Annotated in this window: 35 protein-coding genes; 30 read left to right on the top strand and 5 right to left on the bottom strand. The window is 44.4% G+C overall.

Annotated features, from left to right (window positions below):
- Nucleotides 1-11 precede the first annotated feature (11 nt).
- From V7K48_RS18245 to V7K48_RS18205, 9 genes are all read left to right on the top strand, one after another.
- The gene (locus V7K48_RS18245; RefSeq protein ID WP_335074659.1) at nucleotides 12-1073 is read left to right on the top strand and encodes a WD40 repeat domain-containing protein; all 1062 of its coding nucleotides are present in this window, start codon (nucleotides 12-14) and stop codon (nucleotides 1071-1073) included.
- Nucleotides 1074-1078: 5 nt separating this feature from the next.
- Complete coding sequence (locus V7K48_RS18240) at nucleotides 1079-1651, top strand: ATP-binding protein (RefSeq protein ID WP_335074658.1); 573 nt, start codon at nucleotides 1079-1081, stop codon at nucleotides 1649-1651.
- 225 nt (nucleotides 1652-1876) lie between these two features.
- Complete coding sequence (locus tag V7K48_RS18235) at nucleotides 1877-2095, top strand: hypothetical protein (protein ID WP_335074657.1); 219 nt, start codon at nucleotides 1877-1879, stop codon at nucleotides 2093-2095.
- Nucleotides 2096-2760: 665 nt separating this feature from the next.
- Nucleotides 2761-3507 (top strand): GDSL-type esterase/lipase family protein, encoded by a 747-nt coding sequence (locus tag V7K48_RS18230; protein WP_335074656.1) that lies wholly within the window; start codon nucleotides 2761-2763, stop codon nucleotides 3505-3507.
- 220 nt (nucleotides 3508-3727) lie between these two features.
- Nucleotides 3728-4162 (top strand): hypothetical protein, encoded by a 435-nt coding sequence (locus tag V7K48_RS18225; RefSeq protein ID WP_335074655.1) that lies wholly within the window; start codon nucleotides 3728-3730, stop codon nucleotides 4160-4162.
- A 659-nt stretch (nucleotides 4163-4821) separates the two neighbouring features.
- Nucleotides 4822-6111 (top strand): cation:proton antiporter, encoded by a 1290-nt coding sequence (locus V7K48_RS18220; RefSeq protein WP_335074654.1) that lies wholly within the window; start codon nucleotides 4822-4824, stop codon nucleotides 6109-6111.
- 501 nt (nucleotides 6112-6612) lie between these two features.
- Nucleotides 6613-8823: a cation:proton antiporter gene (locus tag V7K48_RS18215; RefSeq protein ID WP_335074653.1), complete on the top strand. Its 2211-nt coding sequence runs from the start codon at nucleotides 6613-6615 to the stop codon at nucleotides 8821-8823.
- A gap of 4 nt (nucleotides 8824-8827) precedes the next feature.
- Nucleotides 8828-9328, top strand: coding sequence for a hypothetical protein (locus tag V7K48_RS18210; protein WP_335074652.1), 501 nt, complete (start codon nucleotides 8828-8830; stop codon nucleotides 9326-9328).
- Between the two features lie 87 nt (nucleotides 9329-9415).
- Complete coding sequence (locus V7K48_RS18205) at nucleotides 9416-10261, top strand: AMIN domain-containing protein (RefSeq protein ID WP_335074650.1); 846 nt, start codon at nucleotides 9416-9418, stop codon at nucleotides 10259-10261.
- A 67-nt stretch (nucleotides 10262-10328) separates the two neighbouring features.
- Here the strand turns inward: V7K48_RS18205 and V7K48_RS18200 are convergent, their stop codons facing one another.
- A complete protein-coding gene (locus V7K48_RS18200) occupies nucleotides 10329-12248 on the bottom strand; it encodes a transketolase C-terminal domain-containing protein (protein ID WP_335074649.1) in 1920 nt (639 codons plus the stop codon).
- 294 nt (nucleotides 12249-12542) lie between these two features.
- Between V7K48_RS18200 and V7K48_RS18195 the strand changes: the two genes are divergently transcribed.
- A complete protein-coding gene (locus V7K48_RS18195) occupies nucleotides 12543-13301 on the top strand; it encodes a DeoR/GlpR family DNA-binding transcription regulator (protein WP_335074648.1) in 759 nt (252 codons plus the stop codon).
- Here the strand turns inward: V7K48_RS18195 and V7K48_RS18190 are convergent.
- The 3 genes from V7K48_RS18190 to V7K48_RS18180 all read right to left on the bottom strand — a co-directional run bounded on the left by V7K48_RS18190 (nucleotide 13272) and on the right by V7K48_RS18180 (nucleotide 14511).
- On the bottom strand, nucleotides 13272-13427 hold the full coding sequence (locus V7K48_RS18190; RefSeq protein WP_335074647.1) for a hypothetical protein: 156 nt from the start codon (nucleotides 13425-13427) through the stop codon (nucleotides 13272-13274). The two genes, V7K48_RS18195 and V7K48_RS18190, sit on opposite strands and share 30 nt — an antisense overlap.
- Nucleotides 13428-13442: 15 nt before the next feature.
- Nucleotides 13443-13982 (bottom strand): DUF3172 domain-containing protein, encoded by a 540-nt coding sequence (locus V7K48_RS18185; RefSeq protein ID WP_334979390.1) that lies wholly within the window; start codon nucleotides 13980-13982, stop codon nucleotides 13443-13445.
- Nucleotides 13983-14211: 229 nt separating this feature from the next.
- Nucleotides 14212-14511 (bottom strand): hypothetical protein, encoded by a 300-nt coding sequence (locus V7K48_RS18180; protein ID WP_335074646.1) that lies wholly within the window; start codon nucleotides 14509-14511, stop codon nucleotides 14212-14214.
- 158 nt (nucleotides 14512-14669) lie between these two features.
- Between V7K48_RS18180 and V7K48_RS18175 the strand changes: the two genes are divergently transcribed.
- Nucleotides 14670-15215, top strand: coding sequence for a GNAT family N-acetyltransferase (locus V7K48_RS18175; protein WP_335074645.1), 546 nt, complete (start codon nucleotides 14670-14672; stop codon nucleotides 15213-15215).
- Between the two features lie 111 nt (nucleotides 15216-15326).
- On the opposite strand, the gene V7K48_RS18170 is transcribed toward V7K48_RS18175, so the two are convergent.
- Nucleotides 15327-15803, bottom strand: coding sequence for an NAD(P)H-quinone oxidoreductase subunit N (locus V7K48_RS18170; protein WP_335074644.1), 477 nt, complete (start codon nucleotides 15801-15803; stop codon nucleotides 15327-15329).
- A 477-nt stretch (nucleotides 15804-16280) separates the two neighbouring features.
- Between V7K48_RS18170 and V7K48_RS18165 the strand changes: the two genes are divergently transcribed.
- The 19 genes from V7K48_RS18165 (at nucleotide 16281) to rplO (ending at nucleotide 26332) form a co-directional block, all read left to right on the top strand.
- On the top strand, nucleotides 16281-16481 hold the full coding sequence (locus V7K48_RS18165; protein ID WP_335074643.1) for a hypothetical protein: 201 nt from the start codon (nucleotides 16281-16283) through the stop codon (nucleotides 16479-16481).
- A gap of 255 nt (nucleotides 16482-16736) precedes the next feature.
- Complete coding sequence (gene rplC, locus V7K48_RS18160) at nucleotides 16737-17369, top strand: 50S ribosomal protein L3 (RefSeq protein WP_334979401.1); 633 nt, start codon at nucleotides 16737-16739, stop codon at nucleotides 17367-17369.
- A gap of 229 nt (nucleotides 17370-17598) precedes the next feature.
- On the top strand, nucleotides 17599-18237 hold the full coding sequence (rplD, locus tag V7K48_RS18155) for a 50S ribosomal protein L4 (protein WP_335074642.1): 639 nt from the start codon (nucleotides 17599-17601) through the stop codon (nucleotides 18235-18237).
- Nucleotides 18230-18544, top strand: a complete 315-nt coding sequence (locus V7K48_RS18150) for a 50S ribosomal protein L23 (protein WP_094349089.1) — start codon at nucleotides 18230-18232, stop codon at nucleotides 18542-18544. The genes rplD and V7K48_RS18150 overlap by 8 nt, the downstream gene beginning before the upstream one ends.
- A 123-nt stretch (nucleotides 18545-18667) precedes the next feature.
- Nucleotides 18668-19531, top strand: a complete 864-nt coding sequence (gene rplB, locus V7K48_RS18145; protein WP_335074641.1) for a 50S ribosomal protein L2 — start codon at nucleotides 18668-18670, stop codon at nucleotides 19529-19531.
- A 143-nt stretch (nucleotides 19532-19674) separates the two neighbouring features.
- Nucleotides 19675-19953 (top strand): 30S ribosomal protein S19, encoded by a 279-nt coding sequence (gene rpsS / locus V7K48_RS18140; protein WP_012410721.1) that lies wholly within the window; start codon nucleotides 19675-19677, stop codon nucleotides 19951-19953.
- Between the two features lie 81 nt (nucleotides 19954-20034).
- Entirely contained in the window at nucleotides 20035-20391 is a 357-nt protein-coding gene (gene rplV, locus V7K48_RS18135; RefSeq protein WP_196518347.1) for a 50S ribosomal protein L22, read from the top strand.
- A gap of 54 nt (nucleotides 20392-20445) precedes the next feature.
- Nucleotides 20446-21222, top strand: a complete 777-nt coding sequence (rpsC, locus tag V7K48_RS18130; RefSeq protein WP_335074640.1) for a 30S ribosomal protein S3 — start codon at nucleotides 20446-20448, stop codon at nucleotides 21220-21222.
- Nucleotides 21223-21329: 107 nt separating this feature from the next.
- Entirely contained in the window at nucleotides 21330-21755 is a 426-nt protein-coding gene (gene rplP / locus V7K48_RS18125) for a 50S ribosomal protein L16 (protein ID WP_335074639.1), read from the top strand.
- A gap of 3 nt (nucleotides 21756-21758) precedes the next feature.
- Nucleotides 21759-21986, top strand: coding sequence for a 50S ribosomal protein L29 (gene rpmC / locus V7K48_RS18120; RefSeq protein ID WP_335074638.1), 228 nt, complete (start codon nucleotides 21759-21761; stop codon nucleotides 21984-21986).
- 6 nt (nucleotides 21987-21992) lie between these two features.
- A complete protein-coding gene (rpsQ, locus tag V7K48_RS18115) occupies nucleotides 21993-22241 on the top strand; it encodes a 30S ribosomal protein S17 (RefSeq protein WP_100901244.1) in 249 nt (82 codons plus the stop codon).
- Between the two features lie 46 nt (nucleotides 22242-22287).
- Nucleotides 22288-22656: a 50S ribosomal protein L14 gene (rplN, locus tag V7K48_RS18110; RefSeq protein WP_069070772.1), complete on the top strand. Its 369-nt coding sequence runs from the start codon at nucleotides 22288-22290 to the stop codon at nucleotides 22654-22656.
- A complete protein-coding gene (gene rplX / locus V7K48_RS18105) occupies nucleotides 22656-23009 on the top strand; it encodes a 50S ribosomal protein L24 (protein WP_335074637.1) in 354 nt (117 codons plus the stop codon). Before rplN ends, rplX begins: the two co-directional genes overlap by 1 nt.
- Before the next feature lie 110 nt (nucleotides 23010-23119).
- On the top strand, nucleotides 23120-23668 hold the full coding sequence (gene rplE / locus V7K48_RS18100) for a 50S ribosomal protein L5 (protein ID WP_334979413.1): 549 nt from the start codon (nucleotides 23120-23122) through the stop codon (nucleotides 23666-23668).
- A gap of 20 nt (nucleotides 23669-23688) precedes the next feature.
- On the top strand, nucleotides 23689-24090 hold the full coding sequence (rpsH, locus tag V7K48_RS18095; RefSeq protein WP_109011927.1) for a 30S ribosomal protein S8: 402 nt from the start codon (nucleotides 23689-23691) through the stop codon (nucleotides 24088-24090).
- 99 nt (nucleotides 24091-24189) lie between these two features.
- Nucleotides 24190-24738 carry a 50S ribosomal protein L6 gene (rplF, locus tag V7K48_RS18090; RefSeq protein WP_335074636.1) on the top strand — a complete coding sequence of 183 codons (549 nt, stop codon included), beginning with the start codon at nucleotides 24190-24192 and terminating at the stop codon, nucleotides 24736-24738.
- Nucleotides 24739-24740: 2 nt separating this feature from the next.
- A complete protein-coding gene (rplR, locus tag V7K48_RS18085; RefSeq protein WP_335074635.1) occupies nucleotides 24741-25103 on the top strand; it encodes a 50S ribosomal protein L18 in 363 nt (120 codons plus the stop codon).
- A gap of 209 nt (nucleotides 25104-25312) precedes the next feature.
- Entirely contained in the window at nucleotides 25313-25840 is a 528-nt protein-coding gene (rpsE, locus tag V7K48_RS18080; RefSeq protein ID WP_094328453.1) for a 30S ribosomal protein S5, read from the top strand.
- 48 nt (nucleotides 25841-25888) lie between these two features.
- Nucleotides 25889-26332 carry a 50S ribosomal protein L15 gene (gene rplO / locus V7K48_RS18075; protein ID WP_334979417.1) on the top strand — a complete coding sequence of 148 codons (444 nt, stop codon included), beginning with the start codon at nucleotides 25889-25891 and terminating at the stop codon, nucleotides 26330-26332.
- Nucleotides 26333-26391 lie beyond the last annotated feature (59 nt).

Below are 26391 nucleotides of genomic sequence, written 5' to 3'. Positions count from 1 at the left end.
ATGGCAGGCAAGTGATTTCTGGTTCATGTGACAACACACTCAAACTTTGGAATCTTGAAACTGGGGAAAATGAGCGTACTTTCAACGGTCATAGCTACTTAGTAAATGCAGTAGCTATGACTCCCGATGGCAAGCAGGTAATTTCTGGTTCAGGTGACAGCACACTCAAACTCTGGAATCTGGAAATTGGGGAAAATGAGCGTACTTTCCAGGGTCATAACGACTGGGTAACAGCAGTAGCCCTCACCCCCGATGGCAAAAAAGTGATTTCTGCTTCAGATGACAAGACACTCAAACTTTGGAATCTGCAAACTCGAAAGGATGAGCTTACTTTCCAGGGTCATAACGGCTGTATAACAGCAGTAGCCCTCACCCCCGATGGACAGCAGGTGATTTCTGCTTCATTAGACAGCACACTCAGGCTCTGGAATCTGCAAACTGGGGAGAATAAATATACTTTCCACGGTCATAGCAGCGAAGTATATGCGGTAGCCTTCACCCTTAATGGCAAACAGGTGATTTCTGCTTCACATGACAAGACACTCAAACTCTGGAATCTGGAAACTGGGGAGGATGAGCGTACTTTCCACGGTCATAGCGGCTCGGTAAATGCAGTAGCCCTTACCCCTGATGGCAAGCAGGTGATTTCTGGTTCAGATGACAAGACACTCAAACTCTGGAATCTGGAAACTGGGGAGGATGAGCGTACTTTCCACGGTCATAGCAACGTGGTACATGCAGTAGCCCTCACCCCGGATGGTAAGCAGGTTATTTCCGGTTCGCGTGACAACACACTTAAACTCTGGAATCTTGAAACTGAGGAGGATGAGCGTACTTTCTACGTTCATAGCAACATAGTATATGCGGTAGCCCTCACCCCCGATGGACAGCAGGTGATTTCTGGTTCAAATGACAACACACTCAAACTCTGGAATCTTCAAACTGGGGAAGAAATTGCTACTTTTACAGGAGAGGCTCCATTTCTTTGCTGTGCTGTTGCAGCAGATGGGGTAACAATTGTGGCAGGAGAGTCGTCAGGGAGAGTGCATTTTTTGCGATTGGAGAATGTCTAAAAAGTATGAACACTTCACCTCGACCCCCAACGCCAATCAATTTCCCCTATTACCCAACAGAATTTCAACAAGTCATTCTCGAAAAAAGTCAAAACTTTGTTGGTCGTGCCTTCGTCTTCACGGCCATATCCAACTTTCTCCAGCATTATGACCGAGGTTACTTTACCATAATTGGCGCACCCGGTAGCGGCAAAAGTGTCATCCTCGCCAAGTACGTCACAGAAAATCCCCACGTTCTCTATTACAACGCCCAACTCCCAGGCAAAAATCGCGCTGAGGAATTTATTTCTACTATCTGCACGCAAATTGACCCGACATCTCAAGAAACCTCTCTACCTTCCCTTCTTCAGCAAGTCAGCGACAAGCTAGAACCTCAACAAAAGTTTATCATTGCTATTGATGCCTTGGATACTGTTAACCGCACCGACCAAACCCCAGGCTCAAATCTCTTTTATCTTCCCAGATATCTCCCGCGTGGCGTCTATTTCCTTCTTACCCGTCGTCCCTATGTGCGAAAACAATCCGGTTTGTTGATAGAAGCACCTTCTGAAATTCTCAATTTAGCAGAATACCCATAACAAAACCAGGAAGATGTCGAAGCATACATTCGGCAATACGTCAATAACTCAGAAGAATTCACAGCACAGCTAACCACCAAAAGCGAAAATAATTTTCTTTACCTTAGCCAGATATTACCTGCTATCTCTAAGGAATTTGATGGACTTCCCCCTGGTTTAGAGGCGTATTATCAACAGCATTTGCACAAGATGATTCCCCCTAATTCGCCAACTTTTGAGAGGAAATTGAAATCATTTGTGCTGAGTGTGTTGGTGCAAGTTTCATTACCCTTATCAGCAGAAGTAATTGCTAGTGCGATTGATGCTGATGAATACGATGTTGAAGAAGTTCTGGAAAATTGGCATGAGTTTTTAACACTCCAACAAATTGATGGAGAAATTCGCTACAGTCTTTATCATTCCACCTTCCAGGATTTCTTAAGCAAGCAAGTAAATTTTGCTTAGATTCTACCCCAAACTCCTTTAACTTCTTCCTTTGCAATCTTTGCGTCCTCAAGACTTACACACTCAAAACCTGAAACCTCGATTCCCCCTAACCCCCCTTAAAAAGGCTACCGTGTATACACAAGTCTTATTACCCCCCTTAATCCCCCCTTATAAAGGGGGGAAACAGAAAAAATGTTGTTCCCTCCCCTTTATAAGGGGAGGGTTAGGGTGGGGTAAAACCGAGATTTATCAACTACTTGAGACTTGTGTATACACGTTAGGCTTGCAGGGAGGGGTATTAGGGACTTTTGCAAGAAGTCTATTAACAAAGTGCGTAGGCATAGCTCGCACTTCTCTACGAGACATTGCGCGTAGCTTGCTTCCACAAAGTGGTACAACAAAGCTCAGTGACCATCGTAGACATCGCTCACCCATACCTAAAATAGACTAAAACATGGTGCGTAAGCGTAGCCCGTCGTAGACATCGCATAGCCGTTTTCAGTACCAAACCCCAAACTTGAGCTTTTAAACTACAAATTTCACCTCAAAGGCTCAAATGTGGCAATATTAAGCTTGCAACCATATCAACAAGTACAAACCCCATATATGCTGAACACTAAACATAGCCATCTATGGTATAGAAATGTATAGAATCTTGTAAAGATATAAAATATAGTTGTTAAATGCACACATTTCTAGCTTCTTCCTCAATGCAGGTGTCTGTACCACCAAATCACTTTCAACCAATGAAGATTGTCGCACTGGGGGACAGCTTAATTTATGGATTCGGCGACCCAGAAAAAGGAGGCTGGATAGAGCAACTACGGCGATGGTGGATGTTGCCGGATAGTGCGGGTCACGTTCTTTATAATTTAGGGGTAAGAGGCGATCGCACGCAACAAGTAGCACAAAGGCTAGAAGTAGAATTTCGCCACCGGGGTGAACTGCGAAATCGTGTTCCTGATTTGATAATTTTATCCGTAGGCGTGAATGACTCAGCACGGTTAGCACGTCCCGATGGCCGAAGTTACACAAATTTTACTGTATTTGAAAAGGAAATTGCTTCTCTGCTAGATTTAGCACAGCAACTATGTCCTGTATTATTTGTGGGTATGGTGCCAGTGGATGAAGCCAAGATGCCATTTTTAGATTGTTTTTACTATAATCATGCCGACCAGTACCGCTATAAAGAAGCAACTCGAATTGCTTGCACGAAACGGCAGATTCCCTATTTAGATATTTTTGAGCAATGGATGAAACACGGTGAAAATTGGCGGCTCAAACGCTTGAGTGAAGATGGTCTTCATCCCAATACACTAGGTTATCAGGCTTTGTTAGAAGATGTGATCAATTGGGATGCGATACATTCAGCAGGCTTTGCCAATGCAGCTTACCATTCTCAATTTGATTATCACCTTAAACCATCCTAATAATATAGATGTGTTAGTGCTTTGGGCAAGCCGATATTTTCGTATTGGCCATTTTTGCAAAAAGCACCACAATTTTGCCGAATTTTTAATAACATCCATTTGAAAATCCATCTATAAAAACTCTAACTTCTCTCTTGTTAATTACAGACGCGATTCATCGCGTCTCTACTCTTAACTCTTGTACAGACGCGATTCATCGCGTCTCTAACTCCTAACTCTTATGACACCAACTTTATTTGGTCGTTGGCAAACTCGATTATTATTACTTGCAACGGTGGGCGTACTTGTGTCTTTGCCCTTTGCAATTGGTTTGATTGGTTCTAGTGCTAACTCGGTTTATTTTTGGATACTTGGTTATGTCGCCGTCTTTGGCTTAGGTTGGGATGTGCTTTATAACTATCTTCAAAAATACCGCTGGGACAGGGATTGGCCCGCAGCTTATCAACTCTTAGCTGGTATATGGGAATTAATATTTGTGTTCTGTGGAGTAAAACTGTTTGGCTTTTTACCAATACCTTTACCTAAAGAAGAACTACCGTTAGCAGTTTTTTTATTGTACTATAGTATTGTGTGGCTAGCAGTTTTTATTAGTTCACAAAGTCTGATGCGAATTATCTTCCTCCGTTGGCGTTTCCGGGGTGGGGAATGGTTCTAAAACCTCAAATACTCTAAATATTCAATTTTTGTTCACCTAGTTACTTACAGCCTTTTCATCTATTTGAACCACAATCCCTTGTAGGGGAGCACATCTGTCATCGGTGTCAATTTAATGCAAAAGCATTGCCTGATAAGCATTTGACAATTTTTTGATGTACCACCTAGATTTTAGATCCCCCCTAGCCCCCCTTAAAAGGGGGGAACTAGAATCGAGTGCCCCCTTTTTAAGGGGGTTGGGGGATCTAAAAGACGGGAAATTAAGTGTTTGAGCTTAAGTTGACACCTATGACATCTGTGCGCCCCTACCTTATGCTTTGATTACCTGAATATTGCTGTAATCAAAAATCAACAATTAAATATAGCAATCCTATCTGAGTTGTGAGAAATCTGGGTGATGACGAGCTGCTAAGTACACCAAGGAAAACAGAACAAAAACAGAATTCACAAATCTCACGAATGATTTAGGAGTGCTATAGCAAATTTAAAAAATCATATATGGCGGTTTGAGTTTGAATGCAATATGTTGTATTGACCTACAGTTGTGTGCATCGCTATGAACATTGGTTGGAAGTTGAATCCTCATCAAAATTGTGTTAGTAAAGAGTCCCTAATCCATAATCCCTAGTTCAATGCAGAGACGCAAATTAAGGAAATGCAATGTCAAATTTTGATCTGGTTATTCAGCTATTTCTGCAACTCACAGTTATTTTAGCCACTTGTCGCATCGTTACGATTTTAGGACGCCGCTATCTTGGTCAAACTGATGTTGTTTGCGAAATGATCGCAGGTGTAATGCTAGGGCCATCACTTTTGGGCTTGATTGCACCAGATTTTCAGCAATGGTTGTTTCCTAAACTTCCTATCATTACTTCTTTAGGAGACAAGATTCCCAACCCATCAATGTCGATTTTATATGCTATCAGCCAGATTGGGTTGGTAATTTATATGTTTTTAATTGGTTTAGAGTTCAACACCAAACTCTTAAAACATCATATCAAAAGTGCAAGTTTGCTATCTGCTGCCGGGATTATTACTCCCTTTATTTTAGGAGCGATCGCTTCTTTTTGGTTTTATCATAATGGCGATTTCTTTCAACCAAAAGTCATGCCTTGGTCAGCTGCTTTGTATCTAGGTGCATCAATGACAATTACGGCTTTTCCGATGTTAGCTCGCATTCTTTACGAACGCGGTCTTGCACAAACCCGCTTCGGTACTTTGGCTTTAGGTGCAGCATCGGTAGATGATGGAGTTGCATGGTGTTTGCTAGCGATCGTGCTTGCAAGTGTGAAAAATTCTGTGAGCATCGCCATATTAGCAATTGGTGGGGGCATTTGCTACGTGCTATTTGCGATTTTTCTCGGTCAACCTCTACTGAGAGCCTTCACACGCATGACAAAACGCGATGCAGGTGTGAACAGACAAACCTTAACTTTAATGTTGATAATTTTGATGTTTTGTGCATGGTTTACCGATGTCACAGGCATCTATGCAATATTCGGTGCTTTCGTGCTGGGAGCAGTGACACCACGCGGAGAATTTGCCCAACAAATTCGCCAACATACAGAATTTTTAACTACTTCTTTTTTGCTACCAATGTTTTTTGTCTTCTCTGGATTGAACACTCAAATTGGATTGGTAAACACACCTACTTTGTGGGGTATTACGCTCTTAATTATTGCGATCGCAATTCTGGGTAAAGGTATTGCTTGTATGTTAGCTGCAAAATTGGCAGGGGAAAATTGGCGGGAATCTGCAACTATCGGCGCTCTGATGAATGCTCGTGGCTTGATGGAGTTAATCATCCTCAATATTGGTCTTGAACAAGGTATAATTACTCCAACTTTATTCACTATCATGGTTATTATGGCAGTCATTACTACGCTCATGGCATCACCACTGATTGCCTTTTTGTTGCAAGGTACAAGCTATGATAAATCTTCAGCTTAAGCAAATTTAAATATAAAATTAATCACCTAGCAATTGGGTAAAATTTTCTGCTTTGACTCTGGATATAACTGCTAATTTGTTTGTAATGGCTTTTAAATGTCATTACAAACTGACTACCTCTTACATAATTTTCTTGATATCACTAATTCGGAAGTTATTCTAGATTAAGCTACTAAAATCATTAGAATTTATGTTTCACGGTTGCAACTGCATCGTAACAACAATTGACATGACAATGAAGCACAAATTACCCTTCCATGTATAATACACTTGGGTTAAGGCTAAAACTGCTTATCAAAGTCAATTGTTTGAACGACCTGCATTCAGGTACCAGACGCACCAGAAGAACGCATAGACATCAAGTGGCTGACCATAGGGTAGGACACAAAGAGAAATAAATATTTAACTGAACTGTATTGGGGTGTATCTAACAAGCTTGACATTTTCCAGTCTTTTAAAGAATCATCTTAGAAAAACCAGATAGTTACTTTTGAGGAAACCATGCACATAGTTATTCTCGTTCTGGTTGAGGTGCTGATTGTTATTGGACTTTCACGGCTAGTAGGGCTAGGATTTCGCTCCATTAAGCAACCGCTGGTAATTGGTGAGATTGTCGCCGGGATTATGCTTGGCCCATCTTTATTTGGTTTAGTTGCTCCCGATGTAGCAGTTACCTTGTTTCCACCAGAAACTTTTCCTTTTCTAAATGTTTTGTCTCAGATGGGACTAATATTTTTCATGTTTCTGATTGGGCTAGAACTAAATCCCAAATACCTCAGCGGCCAATTAGAGGTAGCGGTTTTAACTTCTCACGTAAGTATTTTGGTGCCCTTTTCCTTAGGAACATTGCTAGCGGTGCTACTTTATCCCCTAGTTTCCAATGCAAGTGTATCCTTTACCGCCTTCGCTTTGTTTTTGGGAGCGGCGATGTCGATTACTGCCTTTCCAGTGTTGGCGCGAATCATTACTGAAAACAATTTACAAGGAACGCGTTTAGGAACGTTGGCGTTAACTTGTGCTGCGGTGGATGATGTGACAGCTTGGTGTCTCTTGGCAGTAGCGATCGCTGTAGCTCGAACTGGTAACTTTGCTGGTGCCATACCAACAATTATCGCCAGCATAGTCTACATCGGCTTGATGTTGACAGCGGGACGTTGGTTCCTCAAACGCCTTGCCAAACACTACCTCCGTGCAGGACGCCTCAGCCAATTGCTGCTAGCTGGGATTTATATGGGCGTGGTTGCATCGGCACTAATCACCGAACTAATTGGTATTCACTTAATTTTTGGGGCATTTTTACTGGGAGCCGCCATGCCCAAAAATGAAGATTTAGTGCGGGAATTGGCAGTAAAAACTGAAGATTTTGTCCTTATCTTCTTGCTGCCAATATTTTTCGCCTACAGTGGCTTAAAGACGCAGATTGGCCTGCTCAACCGTCCCGAATTGTGGCTTTTGTGTGCGTTGGTTTTAGGAGTGGCGATCGCAGGCAAATATGTTGGCACTTATGTAGCGGCCCGTGTGAGTGGCATTAGTAAACGGGAAGCCTCGGCACTCGGTTGGTTAATGAATACTCGCGGCTTGACTGAACTGATAGTGCTAAACATTGGTCTAGAGTTAGGGGTAATTTCCCCCTTAATATTTACCATGCTGGTAATTATGGCATTGGTAACTACCTTCATGACCTCGCCACTCCTAGAATGGACATATCCGAAAAAGCTGATCAGGTTAGATATCATGAAGCCACAGTTGGAAGCAGAAACAGGTATAGACACCTCTGCTGTCAGTGAAGCTTCCCCTCGTGCCTACCGAATTTTGGTGCCAGTGGCTAATCCAAGTACGCAAAAAGGTTTAGTACAGTTGGCAGTAGCGTTGGCGCAGCCTGCTGTAGGGATCGCTCTCAATTACCGATATCCTGCCGTTGTTAACCCCCTCAGCCTGATTGAATTTCAAGAAGACTATGCCTTTGAAAGTACCCCAGTCGAAGCAGACCGATTAATCGCCCAGCGCCGCCACCAATTAGAAGAATTGATTAATACTCTCGAACCGCCAGAAACTCGTTCTTGTGTGCATCCTATCGTTCGCATATCCAGCAATGTTGCCCGCGAAACAGCACAGATTGCCACATTAGAACAAGTTGATTTAATTCTCGTGGGCTGGCATCGGCCAGCTTTTAGTAGTAATCGTTTAGGTGGACGAGTTGGACAAATGCTTACCACTGCACCAGTGGATGTAGCAGTGTTTATAGATAAAGGCAAAGAGCGATTAGAAAGTTTATTGGTACCTTATTCTGCGAATATCCATGATGATTTAGCACTAATACTAGCTCTGAGACTGCTAATCAATCGTGAGACTTGTATGTTGCAGATATTACAGATAGTATCAAATAATACTAAAGAAGAATTGAATTATGAACTGCACACGATCATGGAGCAATTGCCCACCAGTGTACGCGATCGCATTGAAATCAAAATTATCGAAGCCGCAGAACCAATCCAAGCCGTAATTCAAGCCTCAGAAGGTGTTGACCTAACTATTGCTGGCACCAGCCGCGCTTGGGGTATCGAGCGCCAAACCTTGGGAAGATACACAGATCAACTAGCCATCCAATGTCGTTCCTCCCTGCTGATTACCCGCCGCTACAGTCAAGTCACCGCTCACCTTGCCTCTATGCTTCCTGAGGTTAGTAGTCAAGAGCCAACATTGAGGAGTTGAAATTATGAATCATTTCAAGTTCAAATCTTTGGCTTTTTACGGAGTAGCAATAATTTCAGTACTACTGTTGTTTAAAACTGTAAGTGTTTATGGGGAAAACAATCTCAAGGCTCCTCCTCCAGTTAACGGCCGCTATCGTCTAACCCTGTCAGAGAATTTGCCGAACTGTGAAAAATCGGATACCCTAACGTTAAACATTCAACAGTCAGGTATTTACTTAAATGCCTCTGTATTATCGGCAAACGCTAACGCCGATACTGACGAAAAGCACTCTCTGGCAGGTATCTTCAGAAATCAACAGTTAAATTTATCTGGAAAAGTTGGCAGATCAATCCTTTGTAATATTCCTCGCCCCCAAAATGATCCTCTGAACTCAGTCACAATTCAAATGCAACTTGTGGATAAAGGTAATATGACAGGTCAATTAACCGTAAGTGGCATTCCCCAAACTCTGAGATTTACCGCAGTCCCCCAAAAAGCTGAGGAAAAATCTCAGAAGTTATAAATTGGGGAGTGGGGAGTGGGGATTTAAAGCGCGAAGTAAACAGCAATGTCAGCGCATTGTATGGGTTTTATGGAGCAGATAAAAAGAATGGATCAGGGACTAAAGACTAGGCAATTTTGCCAATGGCGCAAGCAGCTATTTAGCATCAGTATATTGGGCTTTTGTGCAGCGATCGCCCTTGAAACTTGCACTACTGCCGCTAAACCAGTAGCAAAGCTAAATAATTGGCGTTTTTCCCCCAAGACACAGCAACTCGAAATCACCCTCTCAGCAGGCACAACCCCCCGTTATTTCTACCTAGCCCAACCCTCTCGTCTGGTTGTAGATTTACCGAATACTAAGTTGGGCAAAATTACCACGCAAAAAAATTATTCTGGAGCAATCAAAAGCATTCGCGTTTCTCAACTGAATCAGAACGACACCCGCATTGTCTTAGATTTAGCACCAGGGACTGTTTTTAATCCCAAACGGGTACAACTGCAACCTGTTTCCCGAAAAAACTCCACTCGCTGGGTATTACGTCCGGTTATTTCTGGTAAAACTACTGCCGTGAAACCAGGAAATTCTCCACCTTCACCCAAGAAACAACCTCAAACACCGGATAAGCCACAGCCGCCTAGTAACGTACCTGTAACTACTACTAATTTACAAGCGCCTTTACTCACCGTTCCGCCTATATCAAATGAATTGCCCTCAACAACTACTACTAATTCAGAGCAGCCTCTTATCACTGTACCTCCCCTAGCTCCTAATACATCTTCTCAACAACCTGGTTTAATTCTTCCCCCTCCTTCTTTCCCAAATCAACCCAATAACTTGAATAACATTCCTCCTTCTGGGATGTCGGAATTTCCAGTTCCAACAATCCCCAATGTTCCCAATCCCCAGGTAATAGAGTTTGGTCAACCTTTACCCAAAACCCAATTCAAATAGAGGATTGGGTATAGCAGATGGGGCATGGAAAATCGAACCAATACCCCATCTGCATAATTAGCAACTATTATCTTTCTCCAACTAACTCCTTCACTTTATTGATGATGCCGACTGGATCGATACCTTGATATGGATACTGTTCCCACAAACCGCCGCAACCTTCTTTATAAGTTCCAAGATGGGCATATTTGGGAGTCAACCCCCGCTCTAGCAGCCAAGAGCCGAAACGACTACCTAAGCCTGTCCGACGGTTGAAAGGTTCTACTACAAGCACAAAAGGAGCGTTACCAACTTTGGTAATCATTTCTTCATCAATGGTGTTTAAAGTTGTTTTGCTAATCAAACCAATGTCTAACCCTTCTTGCTTAAGACGCTCTACAGCATCAACGGCACGATAGAGAGCATCGCCAAAACTGATAATGTAGCCTTGCGTCCCTTCTCGTATAACCTCATCTTTACCAGGAACAAATTTGTAGCCACTTCCAAAGAAGTCATTGCCGTTGCTGTCCTGAATATTGGGCACTTTGGAACGGGTGGAGAAAATAAACCGCAGTCCCGGCTCAAAGAACACAGCTTCTACACAAGCTGTCATTTGATTATTATCTGCCGGGAAGTACAACTGTGTTGGGTAGCCATCATCCAAGCCATTATCAGCAAACATATTGTTCAAACCAAAGTGGCAGCTGTTATCTGCCATGTCATCTATACCCGCATGGGAAAAATGACACAGAACATTGGAATAGTTCAGCCGTGCCATCGTGATTTCTGAGATACACATTTCTAAGAAGGCGCTGAAGGTTGCAAAAATACCTTGCTTGCCCTTGTCCATCCCGAATCCGGCCATAGCAGAGAAGTTGCTCCGTTCCATAATGCCGGAGGAAATAAATATTTCTGGGTATGTTTCATGAATTATCTTCAAACCGCAGGAGCCTTCTAGGTCGCTATCAATAACCTTGACTTTTTCTTTACGCTCTGCCTCACTCATGCGACTGAGGACACCCACCACGGCTTCACCAAATACACTACGGTTAGCGCCCCATTTGTCACTAGAACCCAGAAATGTATATGTTTGTTTGGGTTTTTCAATACTTTTAAGGTATTCGACAGCCGCAGTTTGTCCGCGAGATTCTAGATACTTAACTGCTAAATCTACAGGAATTACATCATGGCCATGAATGGAACCTTCTAAACCTTCAATACCAGGACACATCGGGCGTTTATTGATCAGAGCGATCGCTCCGGGAGTATTCACAGCTTCGCTCAGGCGACGGTATAAATCGTCTAAGTCTTCCCCGTCTCCTTGAAGTACCTTTAAGCCGTGACCTTCTAAGGTTTTGGCGACACTGAAACCAGGTAAATATTTAGAAGGATGTCCAGCGATCGTGACATCATTGTCATCAATGAGCAGCTTGACGTTAAGATGTTGAGCAACAGCCAAGCGAGCAGCTTCGGCATCATTGCCTTCTTGCTGCGAACCATCAGAACCGAGACAGAAAACAGCCTTGCCTGGATTCGCCATTGCCACACCATTGATGTAAGGCCAAATATGGCCCAAGCGCCCAGAACTAAATTTCACACCAGGAGTTAGTTTTAGTTCCGGGTGTCCCGGTAAATTGGAATGTGCTTGCCGATAACGTAAAAGTTGCTCGGCAGGTAAATCACCATGCAATGTTGCCATCAGATATTGCGTGGCGACTCGATGTCCTGCTTCATCAAAGAAAATCGGTACAAATTGCTCCGATGCTCCCCGGAAAAAGGCATCGAGAATCATCACCTCTGGGACTGTATCGTATGGCCCGCCAGTATGACCGCCGACTCCGCTAGCAGCGCCAGTCGCTGTAAAAAAGACGATCGCATCTCGGCAAAGTTGAATATTCGCTTTGAGAGTATCTCGTTGTTCAGCGGTGAGGCTGGAATTTGCGGGATTGAGCGCTAAAGGTTTGTAAGCACCGAGATCAATTGGAAATTGGGAATTCATAATAGTCATGGTTTCTTGATTAAATAAAAAACAATTTGAACAGATCGAACGCGCGATCGCACTACAAAAAAATTGTTAAAACCCCGATGGGCAACAATTATCCAAGCTCAAGCCAACCACTCAGAACCATTGTGGAACCGTGTGATTTCATCAAAAGCCAAAATCAATACATGCAATTGTGCATGAATGTGCTTGAATTCAATTGAAGTTACGGATTACCGTACAGAGACTTGCATATCAATAAGTATAAACTCACAAACGTGCAATTTCAAGTTCAAAAACGCAATTTCCGGAAAATTAATTATGTTAACTGCTGAACGACGACAATTCATCTTGGAAATTCTGCGTCGTGATAAAAAGGTACTTTCAACAGAACTTAGTGCTATTCTCAAGGTTTCTGAGGATACAATTCGGCGGGACTTGCGAGAACTCGCAGAAACTGGACTATTGCAACGCGTTCATGGGGGAGCGCTGCTCAAATCTCCAGCCACCGCTAGTTATGCCGATCGCCAAAAGCAAGCGCCAAAAGAAAAGGAAGCGATCGCTCGGACAGCAGCAAAGTTAGTTTGTACAGGACAGGTGGTGATTTTAGATGGAGGTACGACAACTCTCCAGGTAACACGTCATTTGCCCCTAGATTTGCAAGCGACAGTGATCACAAATAGTCCGCCAATCGCCGTTGCTTTAGCAGAACATCCCCATATAGAAGTTGTGATGTTAGGTGGACAACTCTACAAAAAAGCTTTGGTAAACGTGGGTACTGTCACGATTGAGACATTACGGATGATTCGTGCAGATTTGTGTATGTTGGGAGTTTGCAGTTTGCATCCAGAGATTGGGATTAGTGTACCTAACCTAGACGAAGCTCACGTCAAACGAGCCATGATTGCTGGATCGGCTGAGGTAGTAGGATTAGTGACAGCAGAGAAATTGGACACGGCTGCTCCTTATCTAGTGGAGTCCATTCGCGCCCTGACTTACTTAGTAACAGCACCTACAGTATCTAATAATATGCTGAGTGCCTACAAAGCTTTAGGTTTGACCATTATCCGTGATCAGTAGGGATGATCTGATGAAGGCAGATGCGATCGCTGGGGATTGGAGAGAAGCGAGGACAAGGAGAATAACTTCTAACTCCTGTACAGACGCGATTAATCGCGTTTCTACTTCTAACTCAGCACTCCCCATGCCCCATTCCCAAATCTAAAATCTGTCCGTTTCTTGAGGTGATCCAACCGCTCCTGGTTGAGCCGTGAAGAAGTTTTGAGCAGCTTCATTCTGATATATGCACCTAATATCAGGTTTGTCACTGTCCAAGTTACCTGTAAAGCCAAAGGTGTTCAGGCGATTTTTGCACTCATTTACCTGCTCAGATGTCACCAGCTTACGTTGCTCTAAAAGCGCCCAGTTATTTTGTCGGATCACACATCCCGGACGCATACTTGGCTGGGCAACATAGACATTAAAGGGGTTGAGAGTGACGAACAGTCTAGCGTCCATCACCATCGCGCTGGCTCCGTACTGTACACAAATTTCAGGATTTGGTGCTTTGGTGTCAATAAATTCACGGGAAGCCACATTTGATGGGGCCAACGTGGTTGTAGAACTAAAGGCAATACCAATCCCAATTCCCAAAATCAATACCCCTCCCATAATTGCGATAGTGAAGAGGTTAAACATTGGGGATTGGAAAATAGAGGGTTTAGAAGTAGTAGCTGATTTACCAGTGGGTTTACGTCTCATTGTTGCTTAATCACCTTCACGCCATTTGGCAGGGAGTGGTCTAAAGTTTTCTCCTTCTTTCAGTATGCCTATTCTTGACTGTAATTGCCTGTGAATGGTTATATAGCGGTTCTCAATTGTATAGAATACAGACAATTCGTAGGGGTACAGCAATGCTGTGCCCTTATTGTATATTGCTTCCATTCAAGAACCGCTATAAATTCGCTCATCAACAGGATTAAAGCTTTCATTACAACCTCTGCTTTAACTGTTGAATTTTCTGTAAAACTTTTTCCTGATGTTGCGTCAGCTTGATCCATCGGGGTAGGCGACTGGCAAGACTGCCATTGTGCCAGCCTAATGTCTCATCTGGCAAACGTTCTCGCAACCTTGATTGAACATAGCCTTCCAAGAAGTTCAAATGTGCTTCATTATAAGCCCAAAGCACCTGACCGCAACAAGAGGTTTGTAGCCACAGGGGCAAGCCAAAAAAATGGTCTAATATTCCATAGCTGGAATTTCTTTTAGCTATGTAATTGTTTTGCCACAATAGCAATGCAGCTTTTCGCTTCCCATCCTTTAATTGTTGCTTTGTATAACTACAGTGGTGACAGGTAATTCTTTTGATTGAACTGAAACTTGATTGCTGAGAGTTTACAGTTAATACTTTGGCAGTGCGTAGGCGCAGCCCGCCGTAGGTATCGCATTGTGGACAATTTCAGATACCCACTTATACCGTTTTTGCAACCAATTCCAGAACCTATGCTGATCCGCCCCGCCACAACAGCTGACGTACCCGCAGTTTTACCAATGGTTGCCAAAATTTGTGCTTTGCATGAGTCTTGGGATTCCGCCAAATATGGTTTTCTACCGAATCCAGAACAGCGTTATGAACAATGGTTGACGCGTTTGGCAAATAGCGATCGCTTTGCCGACACTTCCAGCGTACGCAGTATATTTCTAGTATCTGAAAATGAAGGGCAACTTGTAGCTTTTCTAGTAGCAACAATTGAACGAGAAATACCAATTTATCGGTTACAGGAATTTGCCTTTATTCATGATATCTGGGTTGAGCCGGAATATCGTCAAAACGGAATTGCGCGGCAGATGGTAATGCTAAGTGTTGAACGCTTTCATCAGATGGGCGTCAAGCAGATTCGTCTAGATACAGCAATTGCTAACGAGGCTTCACGGCGGTTATTTGCATCTTGTGGTTTTCGACTCAGCATTATTGAAATGCTGAGAGAATTATGAGTAGAGACGCGATTAATCGCGTCTGTACAGGAGTTAGGAGTAGAAACGCGGTTAATCGCGTCTGTTAGGAGTTTTAAATTTTTAACTCCTCACTCCTCACTTTTATAGATGTTAGCTAGCTAACAGAGTTTTTTCTAGAGAAGTCCAACGGAAGGCGCGATCGCCACCTCTCTCAATGATTACTCTCACTCGCGGTTCTAGCTGAGGCAAATTCGTTAAATACTCAAGTTCCTCATTGGAAAGAATATGCCCTTCAATAATCCATAAGACCAGCCCTTTTGACTTTGGTGGTAGCTGTTCTAGATGATAATTGAGAATTGGTGGTAAATAGTACACATGACCTACTGCCGCACCAGTACCAGTACTTTTTTTACCAAGATGAGGAGGTCTGACTCCATGAATTCTTGTGAGATACGCAGCTACATCGCCCAGCCCCTTAGCAGTAATGTGGAGGGTGGTATAGCCAGCTGCGCGTAGTCGGCGCTGATATCGACCTTCATAACCCCCTTCCAGAGGTATATACACTCCCAGAGCGCCAAATTTTTCCAGATCGCGGATCAAACCGTTGCCAGTGGTAATTAGTGCCATAGATTTTCGTCTTATCCCACTTAGATATCTCTATTATTTACCCTGAACCGATAGATTAAGTTAAAGCATTTTCTTTGGGCATTGGGCATGGTTATTTTCCTTGTCCCCTTGTCTTCCCCAATCCCCATTCCCCAAAAATAGCTCTACAAACTACTAGACAAATATAAATAAATAATTTATATTATTAGATTGTGACCAAACACGCAAATTAAGTTGCCTTCTTACTGTCATTCTGAGGTAGTGTTAGCATCAAAAACTGATGACTAAATCCAAACTGGATAATCTAACTCAGATTGATCATAGACTGGTAAACTAAGAAAGTTTTCAGGTCACGATTGGAGTTTATGGACAAACAAGCAAAGTTAATCCTAAGCTCCAGAGTACATTTACTCCTGTGCCTCTGAAAAAGCAGGCAAAATCTTAAACGATCGTTTAAGGTGTTTAAGGAAGTAAAAACTGAGCAGCAATGTTGGTTTCATGGCATTACGTCAGTCTCAGTTAACGGATACTGGGCGGTATAAACCGCTTAAGTCCAACTGCAACACGGCAGTAGCCAACCTCCGGGAAGCCGCCCTTCGGGCGGATATAAATCGGAAAACCCGCCGACAGCGCTGCCTCCAGAAAGTGCTAGAGCAATTGCTTGGACGAAAGCATTGCTGCACACAGCTTAAGCTGTAGCGCATTGCATTGATTCCAAAAGTTACTCCTTCCCATTGGGAAGGGACTTGTGCCTGTTCTGGTGATCTAGTGAGTGAAGCTAAACAGATTCACCAAGCAGTACGGACACGGTTTGTTGTGTCCCAAAGCATTTGGAGCGGTTTATTTAAACCATTCCAAGTTTCGTAGGCTAACGCAGCCTAAATTGATGCGTACAAAGCGTGTCCTCTAGAGTCCAATTCCAAGGTCAGCAAATAGAAAGGAGAACCAGTTACTGTGTCTGTAGGTATTCTCGGCACCAAGCTGGGCATGACCCAAATATTTGACGAAGCAGGAGTAGCCATTCCTGTGACTGTCATTCAAGCAGGGCCATGCACTGTTACACAAGTTAAAACGAAACAAACTGACGGTTACTTTGCCATTCAAGTTGGTTATGGCGAAGTCAAACCAAAGGCACTTAACAGACCACTACTGGGTCATTTGGCTAAATCATCTGCCCCAGCATTGCGTCACTTAAATGAATATCACACCGATAGCTCTAGTGATTATGCTTTAGGTCAACAGATTAAAGCAGATATTTTTAGTGCAGGTCAAATTGTCGATGTAGTCGGCACAAGCATTGGTCGCGGCTTTGCCGGTAACCAGAAGCGCAACAACTTTGGTCGGGGGCCCATGTCACACGGTTCCAAAAACCACAGAGCGCCCGGTTCGATTGGTGCTGGTACAACACCAGGTCGTGTCTATCCAGGTAAGCGGATGGCAGGGCGTTTAGGTGGAAAACGGATCACAATCCGCAAGCTGACCATAGTGCGAGTTGACCCAGAACGCAACTTATTGCTAATTAAGGGAGCCATTCCTGGTAAACCGGGTGCTCTGGTGAGTGTTGTGCCGGCAAAAGTAGTGGGATAGTCAAAAGTCATTAGTTAAAAGTGAGCCAGTGCGGTCTTCTCCCAAAGGGAGAGGCTAGCGCCAAGGGAGTTTCCCCCATGAGTAACTGGCGAACCCAAAGGGTCATTAGTCAGTAGTCATTGGCTAAGGACAAATGGCAAAAGACCAATGACAAATGACGCCACGTGCTTCACTTGGGGAGACCCTAAGACCGCAGTGGCTCACAAATGACAAAGGACAGATAACAAAGATGGTTGAAAGCGTAGTTAAAAATTGGCAAGGAGAACAGGTCGGCGAGACGACCTTCGAGTTGCGCGTTGCCAAGGAACAAACAGCGTCTCATATTGTGCATCGCGCCTTAGTACGGCAATTGACTAATGCTCGTCAAGGAAATGCCAGTACAAAAACTCGTTCTGAAGTCAGAGGTGGCGGACGTAAACCTTGGCGACAAAAAGGGACTGGTCGCGCTCGTGCAGGGTCTATTCGTTCACCACTATGGCGTGGTGGTGGTGTAATCTTTGGGCCAAAGCCCAGAGACTTCAATCTCAAGTTGAACCGCAAAGAGCGACGTTTAGCACTGCGGACAGCATTTGTCGGTCGCGTTGACGATTTGATTGTAGTAGAAGAATTTAGCGCCGAGCTATCTCGCCCGAAGACTAAAGAATTAGTGGCAGCACTTGCCCGTTGGGGAGTGGTACCAGAAAGTAAGTCACTGTTAATTTTGTCTGAGATTGCGGATACAGATAACGTTTATTTGTCAGCCCGCAACATTGAAAATTTAAAACTAATTGCAGCCGACCAGCTAAATGTTTTTGATTTACTGCACGCTGACAAAATTGTAGTTACGGCATCAGCCTTAGAAAAAATTCAGGAGGTCTACAGTGCCTAGCTTTGACCCCCGTGATCTTGCTGACTTAGTGCGTCGCCCAATTGTCACCGAGAAAGCGACTATCTTGATGGAGCAGAACAAGTACACCTTTGAAGTAATTCCAAAGGCATCTAAGCCAGAAATCAAGGCTGCGATCGAAGACTTGTTTCAGGTCAAGGTTGTAAAAGTCAACACCATCCTACCACCGCGTAAAAAGCGGCGCGTTGGTAAATTTATTGGTTATAAACCCCAATATAAGCGAGCCATTGTTACCGTCGCACCTGGGGATGAAGACAAGATTAGACAAGTTCTATTCCCAGAAGTCTAACAAAGTTAGAAGTTAGGAGTTAAAAGTTAGGAGTTACTACGCTCAAAACTCAGCACTCAAAATTTCAAACTCAGCACGGGCTAAACCATAGCTATCCGCTAACAGCACTCAGCACTTAAAAATATGGGTACTCGTTCTTATCGCCCTTATACCCCCAGCACTCGCCAAGTTACAGTCTCTGACTTTGCAGAAGTTACAAAAACCGAGCCAGAGAAATCTTTAACAACCTCGAAGCATCGCGCCAAAGGTCGGAATAATCACGGGCGAATTACTAGTCGTCGCCGGGGTGGCGGACACAAACAGCTTTACCGGATCATCGATTTTAAAAGGGATAAACATAATATTCCTGCCAAAGTCGCAGCGATTGAATATGATCCTAACCGCAATGCCCGAATTGCCCTTTTGTATTACCAAGACGGCGAAAAACGGTACATCCTCCACCCCAACGGTTTGAAAGTTGGAACAATAGTTATTTCTGGACCTGAAGCTCCCTTTGAAGATGGTAATGCCTTACCGCTCTGGAAGATTCCCTTGGGTACTAGTGTCCACAACGTAGAACTGACTCCTGGTAAAGGTGGTCAAATTGTCCGAGCCGCTGGTGCTAGCGCCCAAGTCGTGGCAAAAGAAGGTAATTATGTAACTCTCAAGTTGCCTTCAGGAGAAGTCCGCTTGATTCGACGCGAGTCCTACGCCACCATTGGGCAAGTAGGCAACACCGATGCTAGAAACCTAAGTGCAGGAAAAGCCGGACGAAATCGCTGGAAAGGTCGCCGTCCTAAGGTTAGAGGTAGTGTCATGAACCCCGTTGATCACCCACATGGTGGTGGTGAAGGTAGGGCACCTATCGGTAGATCTGGACCTGTAACACCTTGGGGTAAACCCACATTGGGTGCGAAGACACGCAATCGCAAGAAACTCAGCAGCAAATTGATTATACGTCGTCGCCGTAAGTCTTCTAAACGCGGTCGCGGTGGTCGTGAATCATAGAATTTTAGATTTTGGATTTTAGATTTTAGATTGGGGTCTACTTAATTAAGATTCTAAAATTTTCCACCCCAGTGAGATACCTAATCATCCAAAATCCGAAATTCTAAATCCAAAATCCAAAATCCAAAATCCAAAATTGAACTATGGGTCGTTCTCTAAAAAAAGGTCCTTTTGTTGCGGATCATCTCCTAAAGAAAATTGAAAAGCTCAACGACAACAACAGAAAAGAAGTTATTAAAACTTGGTCACGAGCTTCGACAATTTTGCCTCTAATGGTAGGTCATACCATAGCTGTTCACAACGGACGCCAACACGTTCCAGTTTTTGTAAATGAACAGATGGTGGGACACAAGTTGGGTGAATTTGCCCCGACACGCACCTACAGGGGTCATGGAAAAAGCGACAAAAAAGCAGGTAGGTAGTCATTAGTTGTGAAGTCATTAGTCATTAGCTAAAGACAAGTGACAAATGATAAATGACAAATGACAAAATTGGAGAAAATTATGGCTAATGATACTACTGAAGTAAAAGCGATCGCTCGTTTTATCCGCATCTCGGCCTACAAAGTGCGTCGCGTCCTCGATCAAATCCGGGGGCGATCGTACCGAGAAGCGCTAATCATTCTAGAATTCATGCCTTATCGCGCCACTGAACCCATATTGAAGGTTCTCAGAAGCGCTGCTGCCAATGCCGAACATAACGCTGGGCTAGATCGGACTCAACTAGTGATTACTCAGGCATACGCCGATCAAGGGCCGCCATTGAAGCGGTTCCAGCCAAGGGCGCAAGGTCGAGCTTACCAAATTCGCAAGCCAACGTGTCATATTACTGTGGCTGTTGCAGCTGCCCCAGAAAAATAAGCTTTTTTTACCCGAATAAATTGCGTAAAGTAAGAAATTTTAGAGGAAGCATTCGTGGGACAGAAGATTCATCCAGTTGGTTTTCGCCTGGGTATTACACATGAACATCAATCCCGTTGGTTTGCTGTTCCTGAACGCTATCCAGAACTTCTACAAGAAGACTACAAACTGCGTCAATACATAGAACAAAAGCTGGGTAGACTCGCTCAAAATAACGCCGGAATTTCCGAGGTGCGGATTGAGCGTAAAGCTGACCAAATCGACCTAGAAGTACGTACAGCAAGACCAGGCGTAGTCGTGGGTCGTGGTGGACAAGGTATCGAATCTTTACGTACCGGACTCCAAGGACTGTTGGGTAGCAATCGTCAAATTCGGATCAACGTAGTTGAAGTCCAACGAGTTGATGCTGATGCCTACCTAATTGCCGAATACATTGCTCAACAATTGGAACGCCGGGTTTCCTTTCGGCGGGTAGTGCGGCAATCGATTCAGCGTGCCCAACGCGCTGGTGTCCAAGGTATTAAAATCCAAGTCAGCGGTCGGCTCAACGGTGCAGAAATTGCCCGGACAGAGTGGACTCGTGAAGGTAGAGTACCTTTACATACCTTACGGGCTGACATTGACTACTCTTATTGCACGGCAAAAACTGTTTACGGCATTTTGGGCATCAAAGTATGGGTGTTTAAAGGAGAGATTATTCCTGGACAGGAAGAAACTCCATTACCACCAGCAACCCGCGATCGCGATCCCCGCGATCGCGAACGTGAACCCCGTCGTCGTCAACAACAACGTCGTCGCCAGCAATTTGAAGACCGCTCAAATGAAGGGTAAATCGGAGCTGGGGGCTGGGGACTAGGGACTGGGTAAGAATTACACTCAATCCCCAATCCCTAATCCCCAATCCCTAATCCTCAATCCCTAGCACCTAGTAGCCAATCATGTTAAGTCCTAGAAGAACTAAATTCCGCAAACAACAGCGCGGACGGATGGAGGGACTAGCCACCCGTGGCAGCACCCTCAACTTCGGTGATTTTGCACTCCAAGCTCAAGAACCCGCTTGGATTACCTCCCGACAAATCGAGGCTTCTCGTAGGGCAATGACCCGTTATATTCGCCGGGGTGGACAAATCTGGATTCGGATTTTCCCTGATAAACCTGTAACCATGCGTCCCGCTGAAACCCGGATGGGTTCCGGTAAAGGTTCGCCAGAGTTTTGGGTAGCTGTAGTCAAGCCAGGGCGAATTTTGTTTGAAATCGCTGGGGTGACTGAAGAAATCGCCCGTGAAGCTATGCGTTTGGCTTCATTTAAACTGCCCATAAAAACCAAGTTTATTGTGCGCTCTCAACCACAGGAGCAGGAGTAGGTTATGCCTCTTCCCAAGATTTCAGAAGCTAGAGAATTAAGTGACGATAAACTCTCTGAGGAAATTGTCGCGATCAAAAGACAACTATTTCAGTTGCGCTTGCAAAAAGCCACCAGACAACTAGAAAAGCCTCACCAGTTTAAACAGATCCGCCACCGCCTAGCTCAATTGCTGACGGTAGAAACCGAACGCAAACGGGCAGCAATTCAATTGGCTAAAGAAGAAAAGTAGGAGATTATGGCAGTCAAAGAACGAGTTGGCTTGGTAGTGAGCGATAAAATGCAAAAAACTGTGGTAGTTGCCATAGAAAACCGCGCCCCTCACCCCAAGTACGGCAAGATTGTAGTTAACACCCAAAGATATAAAGTTCACGACGAAGAAAATAAGTGTAAAGTAGGCGATCGCGTTCGCATTCAGGAAACTAGACCCCTGAGTAAAACCAAGCGCTGGAAAATCACAGAAGTCCTGAACGTCAAACCTACTTAAACCTCATCGTTGTTAGTTTCTAACAACATTACAAGGGAGAATAATTGTGATTCAACCCCAGACTTACCTGAATGTCGCAGATAACAGCGGCGCCCGAAAACTAATGTGCATCCGCATCTTAGGTGGAGGCAACCGCCGTTATGGTTTTATCGGTGATAAAATTATCGCTGTTGTCAAAGATGCTACACCCAACATGGCTGTAAAAAAGTCTGATGTCGTGGAAGCAGTAATTGTCCGGACTCGGAAAGCTGTAAGTCGTGACAGCGGCATGAGTATTCGCTTTGATGATAACGCTGCTGTAATCATCAACAAAGACGGCAACCCCAGAGGCACACGGGTTTTTGGCCCAGTAGCCCGGGAACTGCGCGATAAAAACTTTACCAAAATTGTCTCTCTGGCTCCGGAGGTGCTTTAATGGCAACCAAACAGGGTACGCCCAAAGTATTCCACAAAATGCACGTCAAAACTGGCGACACCGTACAAGTGATTGCTGGGAAAGACAAAGGAAAAGTTGGTGAAATTGTCCAGGCACTTCCCCAACTGAGTAAAGTTATCGTCAAAGGTGTCAACATTAAAACCAAGCACGTCAAACCCCAGCAAGAAGGGGAATCAGGGCGGATTATCACCCAGGAATTCCCGATTCATAGCTCCAACGTGATGCTTTATTCCACCAAGCAAAACGTTGCCAGTCGTGTTTGTTATACCTTTACGCCAGAAGGCAAAAAAGTCAGAAAACTCAAGAAAACTGGTGAACTTCTTGATAAATAAGAATTAGCCAACTTGAGATTTTAGATTTTAAATTTAATCCAAAATCCAAAATCTAAAATCCAAAATTAAAAGTTCCCTGACCAAGCCCAGGGATATCAGGACAAAAAACTATGGCGACAACAAGACTCAAAAGCTTATATCAAGAGACAATCGTCCCCAAACTGATCAATCAGTTTCAATATACCAACGTTCATCAAGTACCGAAGTTGGTAAAGGTTACTATTAACCGAGGTTTGGGTGAAGCAGCTCAAAATGCGAAGTCGCTGGAAGCATCCATAAATGAAATTTCGCTGGTAACAGGTCAAAAACCAGTGGTGACGCGGGCAAAAAAGGCGATCGCTGGCTTTAAAATTCGTCAAGGGATGCCTGTGGGAATCATGGTTACCCTCAGAGCCGAACGGATGTATGCCTTTTTCGACCGACTGGTTAGCCTATCACTACCCAGAATTCGAGATTTTCGCGGCGTTAGCCCTAAAAGCTTTGACGGACGCGGTAACTACACTCTGGGTGTGAGAGAACAGCTAATTTTTCCAGAAGTCGAGTACGACAGCGTTGATCAAGTGCGTGGAATGGATATTTCCATCATCACCACAGCAAAAAACGACGAAGAGGGCCGCGCCTTACTTAAAGAATTAGGAATGCCCTTTCGCGATCAATAAGTTCATCTATAGAGGGAACGATGGCGGCTAACGATACAATTGCAGATATGCTGACGCGCATCCGCAATGCCAACCTGGCGCGGCATCAAACTACACAAGTGCCAGCGACAAAAATGACCCGGAGTATTGCCAAAGTACTGCGGGAGGAAGGCTTTATTGCTGAAATCGAAGAAGCAGAAGAAGGGGTAAAGCGCAATCTAGTGATTTCCCTGAAATACAAGGGTAAAAACCGTCAGCCTCTGATCACCGCCTTAAAGCGAGTGAGTAAGCCTGGCTTGCGTGTTTACTCCAATAGAAAAGAATTACCAAGGGTACTAGGTGGCATTGGCATTGCGATTATTTCTACATCCAGTGGGATTATGACTGACCGCGAAGCGCGGCGTCAGAACTTGGGTGGCGAAGTGCTTTGTTACGTTTGGTAGTCACCAGAAGTGAGGAGTTAGGAGTCAGGAGTGAAAAGTTAGTTATCAAAACTCATAACTCATAACTCATAACTCATAACAGGATAAAGGACAAAAGTCATGTCTCGTATTGGTAAACGTCCAATTACTATTCCCGCCAAAGTCCAAGTGGCGATCGATGGTCCGAATATTGTGGTGAAAGGCCCGAAAGGAGAACTTTCTCGCACTCTCACAGCTAATGTCTCACTCTCCCAAGAGGGAGAAATATTACACGTAAATCGTCGGGATGAAACTCGTACCTCAAAGCAGCTGCACGGCTTGAGTCGAACTTTAGTTGCCAATATGGTAGAGGGAGTTTCCCAAGGTTTTCAGCGCCGTTTGGAAATTCAAGGTGTTGGTTACAGGGCACAAATTCAAGGGCGTAACCTAGTTTTAAATATGGGTTACAGCCATCAGGTGCAAATTGTTCCCCCAGATGGAATTCAGTTTGCAGTAGAAGGGACCACTAACGTCATTGTCAGCGGCTATGACAAAGAAATAGTCGGTAACACAGCTGCAAAAATTCGTGCCGTTCGTCCACCAGAACCTTACAAAGGTAAAGGCATTCGCTATGCCGGTGAAGTGGTCAGACGGAAAGCTGGTAAGACTGGTAAGGGTGGTAAGAAGTAGAAATGAAACTTACTCGTAGAGAATCAAAAAATCGTCGTCATCGACGGGTTCGTGGCAAAGTTATTGGCTCCCCAGAACGTCCGCGTTTAGCGATATTTCGTTCAAATGAGCATATTTACGCCCAGGTAATTGATGATACTCAGCATCAAACCATAGTGGCAGCATCGACTGTGGAGCCAGAGTTGAAATCTAGTTTAGCGTCATGTGCAAACTGTGACGCATCGGTGCAAGTTGGTAAGTTGATCGCAGTGCGATCGCTAGAAAAAGGCATCACCAAAGTAGTCTTTGATCGCGGTGGTAACTTATATCATGGTCGTGTCAAAGCACTAGCTGATGCAGCCCGCGAGGCTGGTTTAGATTTCTAAAGTCATTGGTCATTAGAGACGCGATTAATCGCGTCTGTACAATGGTCATTAGTCATTGAACAAATGACAAAGGACAAATGACAAAAGACAAATGACAACTGACCCTTCAGGTTCGCCAGTTACTCATGGGGGAGACCCCCTTGGCGCTAGCCTCTCCTTTGGGAGAAGACCGCACTGGCTCACAAATGACGTTCACTAGAGCATAAATTATGGCAACAGAGCGTAAAAGTAGAACAAAGCGTGCCAAAAAAGAAGAAACTACTTGGCAAGAGCGGGTTATCCAAATCCGGCGTGTGAGCAAGGTTGTTAAAGGAGGTAAAAAACTCAGCTTCCGAGCGATCGTTGTCGTCGGTAACGAACGCGGTCAAGTCGGTGTAGGAGTAGGCAAAGCCTCAGATGTAATTGGTGCTGTTAAAAAAGGCGTAGCCGACGGCAAAAAACACCTCATTGATATCCCAATCACCAAATCCAACTCCATCCCCCATCCCATTGATGGTGTCGGTGGTGGTGCAAAGGTGATTATGCGTCCAGCCTCACCTGGTACTGGGGTAATTGCGGGTGGTGCTGTGCGAACTGTGCTGGAATTGGCAGGAGTTCGTAACGTCTTAGCCAAGCAACTTGGCTCCAACAATCCACTCAATAATGCTAGAGCCGCAGTTAACGCCTTATCTACACTGCGTACTCTTTCTGAAGTCGCCGAAGATCGCGGTATTCCTATTCAAAATCTCTACATCTAGTAGAGTCTGACCTATAAAGCTTTTGTGTAAACAAGAACTAATTACATCATGAGACTTAACGATGTTAAGCCGCAAAAAGGCTCAAAGAAACGCAAGAAGCGTGTAGCTAGAGGTATTTCTGCCGGTCAAGGTGCCAGTGCTGGTCTAGGTATGCGAGGCCAAAAATCTCGCTCTGGTAGTGGTACTCGACCCGGTTTTGAAGGTGGTCAACAGCCATTGTACCGCCGCTTACCTAAGCTGAAGGGCTTTCCGATTGTGAATCGGAAAATTTACACTACGATTAATGTAGAGAAGCTAGCCTCCCTTCCCGCAAATACGGAAGTAACTTTGACCTCTTTGAAAGCAGCAGGTATCCTTACTGCTATCAAGGGACCATTGAAAATTTTAGGTAACGGGGAATTGAGCACTCCGCTCAAGGTACAAGCGGCAGCTTTCACAGGTACAGCTCGGAGCAAAATTGAGGCAGCTGGTGGGAGTTGTGAAGTCTTATGAGTGAGCCGGAACAGCGCACTTAAATGCAAGCCAACTCGCTGTCAGAGCCTGGTTCACTA

The organism is Nostoc sp. (assembly GCF_036919615.1).
Taxonomy (GTDB): Bacteria; Cyanobacteriota; Cyanobacteriia; order Cyanobacteriales; family Nostocaceae; genus Nostoc.
Note: the sequence above shows the minus strand (reverse complement) of the source record. Positions and strands in the feature narration are given on the sequence as shown.